Annotated in this window: 12 protein-coding genes; 6 read left to right on the top strand and 6 right to left on the bottom strand. The window is 50.7% G+C overall.

Annotation, left to right across the window (positions count from 1 at the left end):
- Positions 1-85: 85 nt before the first annotated feature.
- The gene (locus ACJJI7_RS04770) at positions 86-1360 is read right to left on the bottom strand and encodes an inorganic phosphate transporter (protein ID WP_020414287.1); all 1275 of its coding nucleotides are present in this window, start codon (positions 1358-1360) and stop codon (positions 86-88) included.
- Between the two features lie 10 nt (positions 1361-1370).
- Positions 1371-2048, bottom strand: coding sequence for a TIGR00153 family protein (locus ACJJI7_RS04765; protein ID WP_020414288.1), 678 nt, complete (start codon positions 2046-2048; stop codon positions 1371-1373).
- A 148-nt stretch (positions 2049-2196) separates the two neighbouring features.
- Between ACJJI7_RS04765 and tfpB the strand changes: the two genes are divergently transcribed.
- The 3 genes from tfpB to ACJJI7_RS04750 all read left to right on the top strand — a co-directional run bounded on the left by tfpB (position 2197) and on the right by ACJJI7_RS04750 (position 7979).
- A complete protein-coding gene (tfpB, locus tag ACJJI7_RS04760; protein WP_444902534.1) occupies positions 2197-3972 on the top strand; it encodes a type IV pilus assembly ATPase TfpB in 1776 nt (591 codons plus the stop codon).
- 150 nt (positions 3973-4122) lie between these two features.
- Entirely contained in the window at positions 4123-6966 is a 2844-nt protein-coding gene (gene glnE, locus ACJJI7_RS04755; protein WP_444902535.1) for a bifunctional [glutamate--ammonia ligase]-adenylyl-L-tyrosine phosphorylase/[glutamate--ammonia-ligase] adenylyltransferase, read from the top strand.
- A 59-nt stretch (positions 6967-7025) separates the two neighbouring features.
- The gene (locus ACJJI7_RS04750) at positions 7026-7979 is read left to right on the top strand and encodes a branched-chain amino acid transaminase (RefSeq protein WP_020414291.1); all 954 of its coding nucleotides are present in this window, start codon (positions 7026-7028) and stop codon (positions 7977-7979) included.
- Positions 7980-8058: 79 nt separating this feature from the next.
- Here ACJJI7_RS04750 and ACJJI7_RS04745 read toward each other — a convergent pair whose 3' ends face one another.
- Complete coding sequence (locus ACJJI7_RS04745; protein WP_020414292.1) at positions 8059-9402, bottom strand: UDP-glucose dehydrogenase family protein; 1344 nt, start codon at positions 9400-9402, stop codon at positions 8059-8061.
- Positions 9402-10766 carry an O-antigen ligase family protein gene (locus tag ACJJI7_RS04740; RefSeq protein ID WP_282952267.1) on the bottom strand — a complete coding sequence of 455 codons (1365 nt, stop codon included), beginning with the start codon at positions 10764-10766 and terminating at the stop codon, positions 9402-9404. The genes ACJJI7_RS04745 and ACJJI7_RS04740 overlap by 1 nt, the downstream gene beginning before the upstream one ends.
- Positions 10767-11036: 270 nt before the next feature.
- Here ACJJI7_RS04740 and ACJJI7_RS04735 point away from each other — a divergent pair, with 270 nt between their 5' ends.
- Positions 11037-11927, top strand: coding sequence for an ELM1/GtrOC1 family putative glycosyltransferase (locus tag ACJJI7_RS04735; RefSeq protein ID WP_444902536.1), 891 nt, complete (start codon positions 11037-11039; stop codon positions 11925-11927).
- Here the strand turns inward: ACJJI7_RS04735 and ACJJI7_RS04730 are convergent.
- Positions 11924-12589, bottom strand: coding sequence for a YrbL family protein (locus tag ACJJI7_RS04730; protein ID WP_020414295.1), 666 nt, complete (start codon positions 12587-12589; stop codon positions 11924-11926). The genes ACJJI7_RS04735 and ACJJI7_RS04730 overlap by 4 nt on opposite strands.
- A 4-nt stretch (positions 12590-12593) precedes the next feature.
- Positions 12594-13712 carry a glycosyltransferase family 4 protein gene (locus ACJJI7_RS04725; protein ID WP_444902537.1) on the bottom strand — a complete coding sequence of 373 codons (1119 nt, stop codon included), beginning with the start codon at positions 13710-13712 and terminating at the stop codon, positions 12594-12596.
- Between the two features lie 189 nt (positions 13713-13901).
- On the opposite strand from ACJJI7_RS04725, the gene ACJJI7_RS04720 reads away from it, so the two are divergent.
- Together ACJJI7_RS04720 and waaA are read left to right on the top strand one after the other, a co-directional pair.
- Positions 13902-14822: a glycosyltransferase family 2 protein gene (locus ACJJI7_RS04720; RefSeq protein WP_444902538.1), complete on the top strand. Its 921-nt coding sequence runs from the start codon at positions 13902-13904 to the stop codon at positions 14820-14822.
- A 103-nt stretch (positions 14823-14925) separates the two neighbouring features.
- Positions 14926-16224 carry a lipid IV(A) 3-deoxy-D-manno-octulosonic acid transferase gene (waaA, locus tag ACJJI7_RS04715; RefSeq protein WP_020414298.1) on the top strand — a complete coding sequence of 433 codons (1299 nt, stop codon included), beginning with the start codon at positions 14926-14928 and terminating at the stop codon, positions 16222-16224.
- Positions 16225-16247: the final 23 nt, after the last annotated feature.

Below are 16247 nucleotides of genomic sequence, written 5' to 3'. Positions count from 1 at the left end.
TAGATGGCGAATTAGAGGCAATAAAAAAGGGAGGCTTTTGGGGCCTCCCTCTAATCGACTTTTCTTAAAGCCTAAGACTGGCTTATCAGCCAAATATACCTTTAAACAAGTAGAAGAACAGGATTGCAATACCGGCACCTGCGGGCAAAGTTACTACCCAAGAAGCTGCAATGGTCGTGATCATACGCAGATTCAGGGCGCCAATACCACGTGCCAGGCCAACACCGAGAACTGCGCCAACCAGGGTATGGGTGGTGGAAATTGGCAGTCCAGTTCCCGAGGCCAGAACGACGGTGGCGGCAGCCCCCAGCTCGGCGGCAAAACCGCGGCTCGGAGTCAGCTCGGTAATTTTCTTGCCAATAGTGGCCATTACCTTAAAGCCGTAAGTGGCAAGACCCACAACAATTCCCAGGCCACCAAGGAGCAGAATCCAGGAGGGCATAGTGGCTTTGGCGGTTACCGCACCGCTCTGGATAGTGTTTACAACCGCTGCGAGTGGGCCTACTGCATTGGCCACGTCGTTAGAGCCGTGGGCAAAAGCCATGGCACAGGCAGTAAAGATCATCAGAATCGCGAAGACTCGCTCCACATTGGCAAAGCGATTCTCGGATTCTGCGGAGGGGTCGCGCTTCACGCGCTTGAGCATGGCAATACCGATACCCGCCACAATAAGACCGGCAATGGCTGCGATGCCTGCATCCTGCACGAATGTCAGCTGGATATTGGCATCTTTCAAGACATGTTTCAGGCCCTTGGTCAGGGTCACCATCGCGATCATCCAGCCTACAGCGAACATGTAGAAGGGAATATAACGCTTAGCGTTATTGAATGGATCTTCGGTATCGAGAATCAGCCGCTGAACGCTGCGGAATAACAGGAAGGAGATAGTGCCAGCTAGCAGAGGAGAAACCACCCAGCTGGCTACAATGCTGCCAACTTTACCCCAGGCCACAGCGTCGGCAGAGATGCCAACTGCAGAAAAGCCGACAATTGCACCAACGATTGAGTGGGTAGTCGATACTGGCCAGCCGAGGATGCTCGCCACTAGCAACCAGGTGCCGGCGGCGAGAAGGGCAGATAGCATGCCGTAAACCAGCAACTCTGGCTGCGAGGCAAAGATTTCCGAGTCAATAATACCCTTGCGAATGGTGGCAGTTACCTCTCCGCCAGCTAGGTAAGCACCGGCAAACTCGAAAATCATGGCGATAATGATCGCCTGCTTGATAGTCAGTGCGCGCGAGCCCACAGATGTACCCATGGCGTTGGCGACATCATTTGCACCAACGCCCCAGGCCATAAAGAAGCCTGCGACACAGGCCAAAATCAACAGAATATGGCCGTATTGACTAATAATTTCCACGCTGAACCCCCTAACGTGCCAACAACAACTGCAATCGGTTGCCCACGCTGTGGGCGCGGTCGGCTAGTTCGCCGATCCATTCAATAACGCGGTAGAGAAACATTACATCCACCGGCGGTAAGTCTTTTTCTATGGCGAAAAGCGCAGCGCGAATTTCAATTTCCAGCTTGTCTGACTTGCGCTCCAGCTCGTCCAGCTCTTCAGTCATGCGCTTTGCGATGGTGACCTCACGGCCGGCGAAACCACTTTCCAGCAGCTCATCCAGTTCGTTAATGGCGCGCAGTGCCTGGGATGAGGTCGCCACAGCACTTTCAACAAAAGTGGCCATGAGCGGCTGCAGGCTTTGTGGGATTTGCATTTTCCTGCCCACTGCCAGCCCGGCGATATCCTGCGCGGTGTTGGCAACCTCATCTTGCGCGTGCAACAGCTCCAGCAGATCGGATCTGGAGACCGGCATAAACAGGCTGTCCGGCAGGTGCAGGCGCAGATCTCTTTTGATGTCATCTGCGCGGTTTTCTGTGGCAGAGATGCGCAGTTGAATTTTTTCCGCCTCTTCCAGATCACCTTTGATCAGTGCGTCAAAAAACGGAATCAGATCGGCTGAAGCCTCGTGGGCCGTAGCCATATGCTTCTCAATCGGCTTGATTGGAGAGCGGCCAAACAGATTGGCAATATTCGACAGGGCCATGGTTAGCTCCATTGCTCAGGGTGCGAAACGGCGGCATGGTACCCCAATCGGAGCAACTTCGGTAATAGTGCGTTAACGATGCACTGTTGTACCCTGAGGATGGGGCTACAATGCGGCGTCGCCATATGAGAATAAAGGGGGTTTACCAATGGCAGAGAGCAAAGCCGCGGACAGGCTGCTGGACTTACATGGGCTGCTGGATGACCTTGTCAGCCAGGGCTATGTGAGCAGGCAGGATGCTAACCGGATTGTAGGTACTCCGCGTACTGCTGAGCAGGCACAAATGCACCCTCTCAGCTACATCGCAAGCTGCGACCTCGCCAACCGGAAAGCCCCCGGAGCCCTATTGAACAGCGAAGTTCTCAGTGCCTGGTTAGCAGATATTTCCTCTCATGCCCTCTATCATATTGACTCGCTTAAAGTGAATGTGAGTGCGGTGACCGAGGTGATGAGCTTCCAGTTTGCCAAGCGCCATCAGATCTTATGTGTTGAAGCGGGAGCAGAAGAACTCTTGGTTGCAACTGCACAGCCTTTCGCTAGGGGCTGGGAAGAGCAGTTGGAGCACACCAGTGGCCGTATGGTACGGAGAGTGGTGGCGGACCCCGCAGATATTAAGCGCTATTGCGTGGAGTTCTACTCCCTTGCCAACTCCATTTCTGGGGCCAGCGGCCTGCAAGGTACATCTACTGCGAACAATTTTGAGCAGTTGCTGGAGCTCGGCAACCTCAAGGATCCCGAGGCCAACGATCAACATATCGTCAATATTGTCGACTGGCTGCTGCAGCATGCCTTCGACCAGCGCGCCAGTGATATCCATATCGAGCCAAGGCGGGAAGTGGGGCGAATCCGTTTCCGTATCGATGGTGTGCTGCACCCTATTCACGAGCTGCCAGATCAGGTGAATGCTGCTGTGACCAGCCGCCTGAAAATTCTCGGGCGAATGAACGTGGCTGAGAAGCGAAAGCCCCAGGATGGACGTATCAAGACCAAGCGACCCGATGGCAGTGAAGTGGAGCTGCGCCTCTCTACGTTGCCTACAGCCTTTGGTGAAAAACTGGTGATGCGAATTTTCGACCCCGAAGTGCTGGCGCGCTCCTACAGTGACCTGGGCTTGGGTGGTGAAGATTTGTCCCGCTGGCAAAAAATGTTGTCGCGTCCCAACGGCATTGTACTGGTAACAGGGCCTACGGGGTCGGGAAAGACCACCACTCTGTATACAGGCCTCAAACAGTTGGCTACCAGCGCGGTGAATGTCTCCACGGTGGAAGATCCGATTGAAATGGTTGAAGAGAGCTTCAACCAAACCCAGGTGCACCACTCTATCGGTTTCGATTTTGCCGCAGGTATTCGGACCCTGATGCGCCAGGACCCGGATATCATTATGGTGGGGGAGATCCGCGATCTTGAGACAGCGCAGATGGCGGTACAGGCGGCGCTTACCGGGCACTTGGTGATCTCCACCTTACATACCAACGATGCCCCTACGGCGGTCACTCGATTGCTTGACCTGGGGTTACCTCACTACTTACTTAAATCGACCATCCTCGGGGTAATGGCGCAGCGACTGGTTCGCACCCTGTGCCCGTCATGCAAGCGTGCGGATAAGATAGCAGAGGCCGATTGGCATTCCCTGGTGCGCCCATGGAAGGCTCCGCTCCCGGAAAAGGTATATGCACCGATAGGTTGCCTGGAGTGTCGTAATACCGGTTATTTGGGACGTCAAGGCATTTACGAAATACTGCCGTTCAGTGAGCCTGTCCAAGCACAGGTTACCCCTGATTGCGATCTGCAGCAGCTGCGTCGTCAGGCAATGCGAGAGGGTATGAGTAGCTTGCGTCTCTCAGGTGCCAAAAAAGTGGCAGCCGGCCTGACTACCGTTGCGGAAGTGTTGCGTGTAGCTCCGCCGCCAGACATTGCGTTTTAAAGTTTGGAGCTGGATTGCCTAGCTGGTGAAGAATAGGTGGAGGTATTAAGAAGCTAGCTGTTCTAAGCTGCTCGCTTCAAAATTGAATTCGACCTAGGAAAAAATGAGCAGGCACACCAGCCTCATAGCTGCTCTAAGGATTGATACCCCATGTTCGACCACGCCAATTGCCCCGAGCCACTCAAACACCAGCTGGATTCATTGTGGAGTGATTGGTGCGAACAGGCGGGCACTGCTTTTAGTGATGAGGTGGAGAGGCTTACAGAAGAGCGGGCCCTAGAGCCGGGATTGGCAAGAAGCTTTATCGGTTCTGAGTTTTTTCACCGTCATTGCTGCCGGCAACCTCAGTTCTTGGTTGAGCTGTTAAAAGCCGAGGATCTTGGGCTTGCACTGCCAGACTTCAATAGTGATGAAAGCCTCGACAGCGCACTGAGGTTTCTGCGCAATCGCGCTACCGCGGAGGTGATATTCCGCGATTTTGCCGACCAGTGGGATATTCCACGGACTTGCCTGCGCCTGAGTGAGTTGGCGGAGCTTTGTATTGATACGGCGCTGCGATGGCACCATTCCCAGCTGGTAAAGCGCTATGGCGAGCCGCGGGATAGAGAAGGGCGTGCGCAATCTATGGTAGTGCTCGGTATGGGCAAGCTGGGTGCGCGAGAGCTGAATCTATCCTCAGATATAGACCTGATCTTTGCCTATCCGGAACCCGGCCACACAGATGGCGAACAGTGCGTGGAAAACCAGAAGTTTTTTCAGCGTTTGGGACAGCGACTAATCAAATCATTGGATGCTATTAATGCCGAAGGCTTTGTGTTTCGTGTGGATATGCGTTTGCGCCCCTATGGAGACAGTGGCCCGCTTGTGAGCCATTTTGCTGCACTGGAGGACTACTACCAGACCCAGGGACGCGAATGGGAGCGCTATGCCATGGTCAAGGCGCGACCTGTGGCCGGTAATAAGGAAGTTGCGGCAGATTTGATGGAGCTGCTGCGCCCGTTTACTTATCGTCGCTATATCGATTTCAGTGCGATCGATGCGCTGCGGGAGATGAAGGCATTGATTCAACGCCAGGTGCGTGCAAAAGGTCTAACAGACAATATCAAGCTCGGTCGAGGTGGTATTCGCGAAGTCGAATTTATCGCCCAGGCGTTCCAGTTAATTCGCGGTGGCCGCCAACCGGCACTGCGTGAACGCAACCTGTTGAAGCTCCTACCACTATTGGAAAGTGATGGGCATGTAGAGCCCGGTGTAGCCTCTGAATTGGCAAACTGTTATCTATTACTGCGCCGGGTTGAGCACGCGCTACAAGCTTATCGAGACCAGCAAACTCAAGCATTACCCCAAGATGATAAGGAACGTCAGCGGCTTGCTTATGCCCTGGGGCGAGATGACTGGGGACAACTCTTCGGGGAGTTGGCATCGGTGCGCAATGTAGTCGAAAGTGAATTCGATACTGTAATCGCGCCTCCGGAGGAGATCGCTGAGCCGCGTGTAGCGGAGGAATGGCAGGGGCTTTGGGGCAGCTGTAATGAGCCGGGAAGTGAGGAGATCAACCTGCAGAGCTTGGCGGATGCTGGCTTTGCCCCTGTTGGGGAGGCCCTGAATCTGTTGCGGGAGCTATCCAACTCACCAATGGTGATCGCATTGCCTGCTTCATCCCGGGAGCGCCTGGACCAGTTTATGCCTCTGCTATTGGCGGCAGCCAGTTTACAGGAGCAGCCGCTGCTGGTGCTTGCTAGAGTACTGCCCCTAGTGCGCTCAGTACTGCGCCGCAGCGCCTACCTGGTTTTGATCAATGAAAACCCACCGGTACTGAGCCAGCTAGTGCGGCTTTGTAGTGCCAGCCCGCGAATTGCAGAGCAGCTCGCACGCCACCCGATACTTCTGGATGAATTACTGGATTCACGTCGCCTGTTAGCGCCGGCTACAGCGGAGGATATTGCAGATGAGCTGCGTCGAGAACTATTGCGCGTTGATCCTGCTGATTTGGAGCAACAGATGGAAGCGTTGCGTTACTTCAAGCAGAGTCAAAGCCTGCGTATTGCTGCCCAGGAGGTAAGTGGGGCTCTGCCGCTGATGAGAGTGAGCGACTCCCTCACTTGGCTTGCTGAGGCAATTCTACAGCAATCTTTGCATCTGGCCTGGGCGCAGATGGTGGACAAATACGGCTTGCCTGCAGGCGCTACCGTAGAGGATATGCGTTTTGCCATTATCGCCTACGGTAAACTTGGCGGTCTCGAGTTGGCCCATGAATCTGATCTGGATATTGTGTTTGTGCATGATGCAGACCCCCAGCTCAATACTAGCGGGGATACCAGCATTGATAACCAGCGTTTTTATACCCGTCTGGCGCAGCGCCTGATCCATATTCTGCAAACGCGCACATTGAGCGGACCACTCTATAAGGTGGACACTCGCCTGAGGCCCTCTGGTAATTCAGGGCTACTGGTCACTTCTATGGCGGCATTTGACAAGTACCAGCGTGAGAGTGCCTGGACCTGGGAGCACCAGGCAATTGTGCGCGCCCGGCCGGTGACGGGTAGCAGCCGCCTGTGTGAGGATTTCCAGGAGCTTCGTTTGAGATTGCTTTGCGAGCACAGAAATGAGCAGAAATTGCGCGAGGAAGTGGTCGCAATGCGAAATAAAATGCGCTCCCATCTCGATAAGAGCAATGATCAAAAGTTCGACCTGAAACACGGAGCGGGAGGTATTGTCGATATTGAGTTTTTGGTTCAATATGCTGCTCTGGCCTGGGCGCAAACTGCGCCCTCGATAGTGCGTTATACCGATAATATTCGCATTCTCGAAAGTCTGATTGACGCGGGCCTGATGCCAGCCAAACAAGCTGGACATCTGATCGACGCCTACAAAGCCTACCGATCTGAGGGTCATCGCCTGGCACTACAACAACTGCCAGGGATTGTGAGCGATGACCGATTCACAGCGGAAAGAAAGACCGTTCAAACAAACTGGCAGCAATTGCTCGGTTAAAGGCCGGCTACCTCCTGCTGCCCGATTAAACTGTTTTTCAGGATTTGTAGGAGTTTCCCATGTCTTTTGCCGACCGCGACGGCGTTATCTGGTTTGACGGTGAGCTGGTCCCCTGGCGTGATGCACGCGTTCATGTACTGACCCATACCCTGCACTACGGGATGGGAGTGTTCGAGGGGGTACGGGCTTATGAAACTGACCGAGGCGCCAGTATTTTTCGCTTGCTGGACCATACCCGCCGACTATTTCGCTCTGCAAAAATTATGAATATCCCAATGCCATTCGATGTTGATGAGCTGAATGAAGCTCAGCGTTTGGTAGTGAGGGAGAATAACCTGCATCAGGCCTATCTGAGGCCCATGGTGTTTTTCGGATCCGAGGGAATGGGGTTACGTGCTGAGGGTCTCAAAACCCATGTCATCGTAGCTTCGTGGGAATGGCCCAGTTATATGAGCCCGGAGGCCTTGGAACAAGGTATCAAGGTGAATACCTCCTCCTATACCCGCCATCATGTCAATATCAGCATGTGTAAAGCCAAGGCCAATGGCAATTACATCAACTCTATGCTGGCTCTACAGGAGGCTGTGCGCAACGGTTGTGATGAGGCGCTCCTATTAGACCCAGAAGGCTATGTGGCAGAGGGGAGTGGAGAGAACTTTTTCATCGTTAGCGAAGGTATCATCTATACGCCGGAGCTTACCTCCTGCCTGGATGGAATTACCCGCGATACTGTAATTGAACTCGCCAGGGAATGCGGATACAGGGTGGTGGAGAAGCGGATTACTCGGGACGAAGTATATATTGCCGATGAAGCCTTTTTTACGGGCACTGCGGCTGAAGTACTGCCGATCAGCTCTCTAGATGGGCGTTCAATTGGCAGTGGTCGGCGCGGGCCGATCACCGGCCGCTTACAGAGTCTCTATTTCGATGTGGTTCAGGGACGTAGCGCCGCTCATCGGGGGTGGTTGAGCGATGTCACTGATGCACCTGAAGTAAATATTCGAATTGCTTAAGATGCTGGTCAGAGATAATAAAAAACCCGGTGAAAACCGGGTTTTTTATTACTCATCAAACTTGTAATTATATTATTTATTATGGGGCTGCATTGGTATCAGGCCTTCCCACACAATAGTAATCAAATCCATCTTCCTGCATTTCGCTTGGCTCATACTGATTGCGGCCATCGAAAATGACTGGAGAAACCAAAGTTGCTTTCAGTTCATCTGTATCGATGCTTTTGAACTGTTGCCACTCTGTAGCGATAATCAGGGCATTGGCGTTTTGCAGTGCCTCATTTTTTGATGCACAGAGTTTTAGGTCTGCTCGATTTCCATAGATACGGCGACACTCTTCTATGGCTTCAGGATCGAAAGCCTGAACCCGTGCACCCTGCTCCCACAAGCGTTCTAGTAGGATACGGCTCGGTGCCTCTCGCATGTCGTCGGTGTTGGGTTTAAAAGAAAGGCCCCAGAGCGCAAAGGTTTTCCCTTTCAGGTTCCCCTTAAAATGTCCCACAATTTTCTCGGCTAGATAGTGTTTCTGCTGTTCGTTGCGTGATTCGACTGCAGAGAGGATGTCCGCCGACAAGCCTAATTGCTGTGCAGAAGAAATCAGGGCTTTGACATCTTTTGGGAAACAGGAGCCGCCATAACCGATGCCAGCATAAATAAAGTGATAGCCAACCCGTGGGTCAGAGCCGATACCTTTGCGCACGGCCTCGATATCAGCACCAACTTTATCGGCAATATTTGCCATCTCATTCATAAAGCTGATTTTGGTAGCGAGCATACAGTTAGCCGCATACTTGGTCAGCTCTGCGCTTTTAACATCCATAACGAGAATCTTCTCGTGATTGCGATTAAATGGCGCGTATAGATGGCGGAGCTTTTGCTCCGATTCGGCCTCAGAGGTGCCTATTATGATGCGATCAGGGCGCATGCAATCTGAGACAGCAGATCCTTCCTTGAGAAACTCCGGATTTGAAATAATATCAAATGTTAAATCGGGTCTATTGCGGCCAGTTAGCTGCTGTTCGACTGTCGCGCGGACTTTGTCGGCAGTACCTACGGGCACCGTTGACTTTGTGATAATAAATTTTTTGCTGTCCATATGTTGCGCAATAGTCTTTGCAACGGTTAGGACGTGTCTAAGATCGGCGGAGCCATCCTCATCTGGTGGCGTGCCGACCGCAATAAAAATAAGCTCTCCATGTTCAACACCATAAGCGGCATTGGTCGAGAATGACAAATTGCCGGTGTTGATCCCACTTTTCACCATCGGCTCAAGGCCTGGCTCGAAAATAGGGATATGCCCCTGTTTCAGACGCTCGACTTTGTCATTATCAATATCAATACAGACTACTTTATTGCCGGCCTCAGCCAGTACAGCAGCTTGCACCAGACCTACGTAACCGGTGCCGAAAACGGTGACATTCATCAGTTTGACTCAATATTTGGAGGAGTTTGTTTCTGGTAGATCTGCTGGTAAGCAGAGCCCGAGGGCCTGAGTTTACCTTGCTCAAGATAACTGCGGGCCAAAAGGATTGCGAGAGGAGCCCAATAGAAGAACCAGATGTAGTTAGGTTTGACCAAAGGTTGTTGGGCGTAAATTAGCATCGCTAAAGTACCGAACAGGAACCAGGCAACATATAAGCCTGGAACCCAACTAAGTAGGTTTTTCTTGGTTGCGACAGTGTAAAGCACGCCTAGCCCCTGCCAGGCACAAGCTGCGATGCCGAGTAGGCCTGTAAAGCGAGCCACATCCAAGAGGTAGTTATGTGGATGAGGCAGTACATGATTTAGCGTGATAAATTGCTTGTGAACCAGCCCTGAGCCAACGATAGGGGAAAGCATAAATTCTTCGAAAGTTTTGCCCCATAGTTCCAGGCGAGCTGAATAGGCGACGCTTCGATGGAATAGCGGCAAGTCACCAAACATAATAAAGTAGGCAAAGGGTATAGCAGTAAAAAGTACCAGTGCCACAAGTATTTTGAATATACGCGAAGGAGTTAGAGTTGCTGAGAGTAGAATAGCAACCCCTGCCATTATTATCGGAATTTTGGTCTGTGAAAGAAAAATATAGGTGCAGGAAATCACTAATCCAGTCCAAGATAGCCAGCGCCAAAATAGAGAGGAGTGCCTGATTCCATAGCAGCAGAACAACGCGTGGAAGCCAAATAGCATGCCGGTTTTATCAATATTCCCTTCTAAAGATATTCCACCTATACGGTAAAATTTCTGAAACCCACCATCAATACCATATGCAATTAATGAGGCGATCCCGGAAACTAATCCCACTAAAATTATTGCAAGTAATAGGTTTCGTAAAATTTTATCTCCATATTGTTCTAATAATAGATATATCGCACAGTAAAAAGCCGCTAAATAGAGTACCAGCTTCCAGTAGTATGTTGCCTCTCGCACGACATCAGCATTCGCACCATCGGCCCAAAAAGTGGATAGTGCCAATATCAAAGGAAGGCTGCAAAAAGCAACAAATTGCCATGAAAATATGAACGAATAGTCTTTTCTCCAAGGCAGCAGAAAAAGTGTCGCTGGCAGTAAAGTTAAATAGAAGCTTGTTTGTACGCCCGAGACCTTGGGAGTCAGGTAAAAACCGCAAAGCAGAAGGAATAGCCCCAAGTAAACTATGCGGAGCGGTATAGAGACCCACCTGGAATCTTGCCTTCGGTAACGTGCTGGAGGGAGTGGATTGGAGTTACTTCCAGTTTCTGACATAACTAAGTGTGTAGTTGATAATGTTTCTGCTTTAGGCAAACAAGGCTTGCTGAAGCTGCCCATGGGTTGCCAACGGTAAATGCTATAGCAATACTCTGGGGAGCTTAAGATGGATACAATCTTCGAAATAGGTAATATATTTAGTGCATTGATAAGTTTTAGATGTGCAGGGTTCTAAGCATCCGCACAACCGGCTGGAAGGTTATACTGGAAGAGGTGAGGGTTCAACAGTGGCGGCCCCTGTAAAAGCATCTACAAGATTTTAGCAATTGGTGCCAGTAAGTTGATGACTTGTTTAATAATTGGCCTCTGTTTGCATATCAAGGATTTCTTTTGCAACTGACAATATGGTGCTTTCTAGATGGTAACCGCGCACACGAAAAGCAAAGTGCGGCATTGATCACTGGGTTGCGAAGTAGTTTCGTGGGCCAGGTTAGGAGCTTTGATATCTCCACTTCCATTACGGCCTCTAATATCCTTTTCGGAACTGCCGGTGAGATTCCCAAGCTCCCTAAGCCGGATTTTCTGATTGGAACTGGCCGCCGAAGTCGTTTGCCTATGTTAGCTGCACGTCACCGTTTTGGGGGGCGTGCAGTAGCTATTAACCTCCCACAGTTGCCATTTCGCTGGTTTGACTTTTCGATAGTGCCAGAGCACGACCGCCCGCCTCCTTTAGATAATGTGATTCTCAGTCAGGGTGCACTGACAGGCCCTTTGCCACAAGGGTCTAAAAAATCTGGGCGGGGGCTAATATTACTGGGGGGACCAAGTAGTCACTATTCATGGGATAACAGTGCTATTCATCACCAAGTGGATCAGTTACTTCAACAACCTCTTAAATGGCAGTTGTCCAATAGCCGCAGAACTCCTGAGAGCACGATTACTTCACTATTGGTAGACAATGTCCAGATGGTGGATTGGCGTACCTGCTCCCCCATGTGGTTACAAGAAGAGATGGCGGCGGCTGAGCAAATTTGGGTTAGTGAAGACAGTATCTCTATGCTGTTTGAATCTTTACAGAGCAGTGCCCAGGTGGGTGTTATACGTGTGCCAAGTCGAGCACGATCCAATAAAGTCAGGGCTGCGGTGCAAAGGTTGGTAGACCAGGGAATTATTAGTGACCAAGTAGCTGAGGTGGCAAAACAAAAGCGACGAGAGCCTTTGGATCAATATCTCCTATGTGCCCAGGCTTTACTCCGCCGCTGCGACTTGCCATTTCGCTAGTGTTTGAGGCCTTGAGACTCAAACTTCCTCCAGGGGGTTTTCTTATCTGAAATCTCCCACTCAACTCGAAGCCACATGCGCCGGATTCGCCGCTGAATGTAGCGTTTGGCGAAGTAGTCAGAAATTTGAGGCAAGGGCAAAAAAGATGCACAACCCAAGCCATCAATAATATAAATTTCTAATTTTTCATTTTCCCTGCGCACAACTAGATTGTGTGCAATCAGGTTCTTGGTCAGTACACCATACTCCAAGAGCCATGCTGCAAAGCGTTCAAGGGCAGATCTTATTTCACTGTTTAGGCCATGCTTATTCAGATATTGGCGCAAGGTAGGGGCTGGGTTGCCCTCGCTTTCCAGGATAAGGTCTGTTACTGCACCGGGGCCCAGACTGGTTTGTTGTATCCCGTACCAGCGAGGTAAATGTTGCCAGAGGCCTTCTTTATTTTGCTGGATAGCTTTTTGCGAATAGCCTTCTTGTTCACGCAAATTATCATCAAAATCATCTTCACCGCGCCACTTTTTGTACCATGGTGCTCGTCCGAGCAATTCTGCGGTGCGCCCTGGGCGCATAACCTTTATGCAGAGCAGAGGTTTCTCTGGGTGGCGGTAGCAAAAGCGGTTTCCACCACTGGCAAAAGGCTTACTGTAGCCTAAATCAATCACTATATCAGGCTCCGGGCGACTTTTTGATCATGGTTTCATAGACTTCGATGGTATGTTCTGCTTGGCGCTTGAGGGTAAAGTCTTCAGAAAGGGAGGCTTTTTGTTTTGGGCCTTTTAGCAATTCCCGTGAGCGATTATAAAGTGCTTCAGCATCGTTTTGCTCTACCAACCCTTGTGGAAAGCAAACACGCAGAGACTCTGCGGGGCCACCGATGTTGTATCCAATTACGGGTGTTCCCATAGCTGCAGATTCTATCACGGTACGTCCAAATGGTTCAGGTCGTTTGGATAGGTTGTACACGAGACGAGATTCCTTATACCAATAACGAATATCACTACGATGGCCGACAAAGGTAAGGTGCCCCTCTATTCCTTTCTCTCTTACTCTTTGTTTCAGTTCCTTTTCATAGTGGCTCTTGTTAGCTTCAGCCCCACCGAGAATGATCCCATGAATATCATGATGCTTACTGATCAAACGCTGGATTAGCTCAATAAAATCCTCTTGACCTTTCCAGCGAGTCAGCCTGCCGGGCAATAGAAGCCATTGCTTATTCGCTAGATTTGGATATTCCTTCTCAATGTTCGCTTTCCAGTCAGCTGGAACCGAGATGTTGGGATTGAATTCCTCGGTATCAACTCCGCGATAGATCACTTCTGGGGGACGTTGTAGATAGGCTTGGTAATTATCATGTAAGTAATCGTTCACACACTCGGATATTGCGATTACCTGCTCGCTGCGGGCCATAATGGCACTGTAGCGATTAATTGAATACAGGCCGTGGGCGGTGCTAATTAGGCGTGGCCGCGACTGGATATCTAGTTTTCTCCAAGCCAAGAAAGTGAGCCAGGCGGGGACCCTGGATCGAACATGCAATATATCTGGAGCTTCCCATTCGATAAGTTGTCTTAACGGTCTAACCTGTAGCAAACTACTTAGGGACTTTTTGTGGATAGGCAGTGTAAAATGCCTGGACCCTTCGGATTCCAATTTTGGAACCATGGTGCCCCCAGAAGATACAACGATAGATGTGTGGCCGGCTTGAATGAGCATTCTTGCCAAGTCGAGCGTACCCCGCTCGACTCCCCCGGAGTTTAAAGCGGGAAGCAGTTGCATTACTTTCATGGATTGTTTCACGACATAAGTGTGTACTAGGTATTACTCAGACTGTCTAGCTCAACGGACAATAAGTTGATGAGCTGACTACAGGCTTACTAAAAGTCAAATATTATAGACATGCCAAATAGAGGGGTATAGGCTGCGCTGCTATTGCTAACGCCCTGATTTAATATTTGGTTGTTTGTGGAGTTTAAATTGCGACCACTGCTAGACATTTGTATCTGCACCTGCAAAAGGCCGGAGCAACTTCGCGTTGCTTTGCAAAGTCTTGCCGAGCTTGATTTACCTGCAGATGCAGATGTAAGTGTGACAGTAGTGGATAATGACCCTGAGGAGCAGGGGGGGAAGGCGGTAGTGGAGTCCTTCGCAACAGATTCGTCCCTCCCAATTCTTTACGTCCTTGAAGAACGCCGTGGAATTCCCATTGCCCGCAATCGCTGTATTCAAGAGGCACAGGGCAAAAATGCGGATTACCTTATTTTTATTGATGATGATGAATGGGTGGCTCGAGACTGGCTGGTCAAGTTGTTTCGATTTGCTCAAGAGCTTGGTGGCTACACGGTAGTGAATGGTAGTGTGATACGGGAATTGCCAGACTCAGTGCCGGCTTATTACTCAAGATATTTCTCTCGAAGGAAGAGGCAAACAGGTGATCACCTCACCTACTGTGCCACCAATAATGTCCTGATTCCAATGAAAATAATTCGTGAGTTTAGCTTGTCCTTTGATGAGCGGGATCCCTTTGGAGGTGGTGAGGATGTGTTGTTCTTTTCTGAGCTGCATACCAAGGGTGGAGACATCATTCATTGCGCTGAAGCAAAAGTATTCGAACCTGTACCAATAAGCCGCGCGAACTTACGCTGGCTTTCCCGTCGCAAATATTCAGCAGGTATCACGCTTGCAAAGCAAAAGTTGCAATCTGGGCGCAGTCGGCTAGGAATTTTACTTTCAGCGATATTCCAACTTATGGTTGCAGGGGTTCTCTGCTTGTTTGGCTTGGTTTTTGGAGGGCTCCGCCTGGGTTCCCGGCCTTGGTTGCGCCTATGTCGTTCTGTAGGCATGGCCTGTGGAGTGTTTGGGGCTCGCTCAGATTTTTACCGGGTTGTGGACTGCTAGTAAGTCACATAAAAAGTTCAAGTTGTACTCTCTGCCTGTAAGATAGCTGGCTGGAGCTTCGGCTCGGATTCCAAATAATTGCCAACTGGTGACAGCTGGATATATGCAGACCCTTTACAACTGGCTTTTTCGCTTAGCCATTCCATTTATTTTTTTTCGGTTATGGTGGCGCGGCCGTAGCCAGCCAGCTTATCGTCAGCGTTTCGAGGAGCGGCTGGGTCGGGTGCCAAAACGCTATAGTCAAGCTCCATTAATATGGGTTCACTCCGTATCTGTGGGGGAGACCCTCGCTGCGATCCCCGTTATTGCTCAATTAGCAGCTCGCTATCCTGATTGGCATTGGCTGGTTACAACGAGTACCCCTACAGGCTCCGAGCGGGTTACAAAGTCCTTAAGCCCGATTTTGGGTGGCCGCCTGCTCCATTATTACCTACCTTATGACTTACCCGAGTTCCTCAATCCATTTCTGGAAGCTCTCAACCCCACTATGTTGGTGATTGTAGAGACCGAATTGTGGCCAAACCTTCTGCGTTTATGTCGAAAGAGGGCGATCCCTGCATTGCTTGCCAATGCACGTTTGAGTGAGAAATCTGCCCGGGGTTATGGGCGATTTATTGGGTTTACCCGCTCAATGTTGGGCAATTTGGATAAAGTTGTTGCCCAGTACCCAGTAGACGCTGAACGTTTTGTTTCTCTGGGCCTGCCTCGAGAGAAAGTAGTGGCCAGCGGCAATATTAAGTTTGACCTGGATATTGACCTGGGCCTCATCAGCGAAGCGCAGGCGCTATCCCACCAATGGCGCGGCTCTTTAAATCGTAAGGTTTGGCTGGCAGCCAGCACCCATGCCGGCGAGGATGAGATCATACTGGATGCGTTCTCTACCCTGATTAAGGACTTTTCAGATCTGCTTTTAGTCTTGGTACCGCGTCACCCTCAGCGTTTTGATGATGTTGCCCGTTTATGTCAGGAGCGAGGCTTTCAGGTTTCAAGGCGCAGTAGTGGTGGTGCTCCAAAAGCGGATGATCAGGTTCTTTTAGGGGATACCATGGGTGAGCTACTGCGTTTCTATGGTGCCTGTGATGTGGCTTTTGTGGGGGGGAGCCTGGTCCCTGTGGGAGGGCACAATATGATTGAGCCGGCGGCCTGGGGGATACCGACTATCTCCGGGCCATACATGCATAACTTCGCGACCGTGGCTGATCTTTTAAAGAATGCTGGCGGATTGGCAATTGCGGCGGATGCTGTATCACTGAGTAATCAGATAAAGCAGTGGTTACTGAACGATAAGGAGCGACAGGTCTTAGGTCAACGAGCTAGGGCAGTAGCGAAGCAAAATAGTGGGGCTTTGCAGCGCCTGCTGGAAGAGATAGACAGGCTGATGCCGAGTTCAGGAAAAGTGTGAGCGGCTCTCTTGGAGCTGCTCAC

It is taken from the genome of Microbulbifer variabilis, assembly GCF_056232115.1.
Note: the sequence above shows the minus strand (reverse complement) of the source record. Positions and strands in the feature narration are given on the sequence as shown.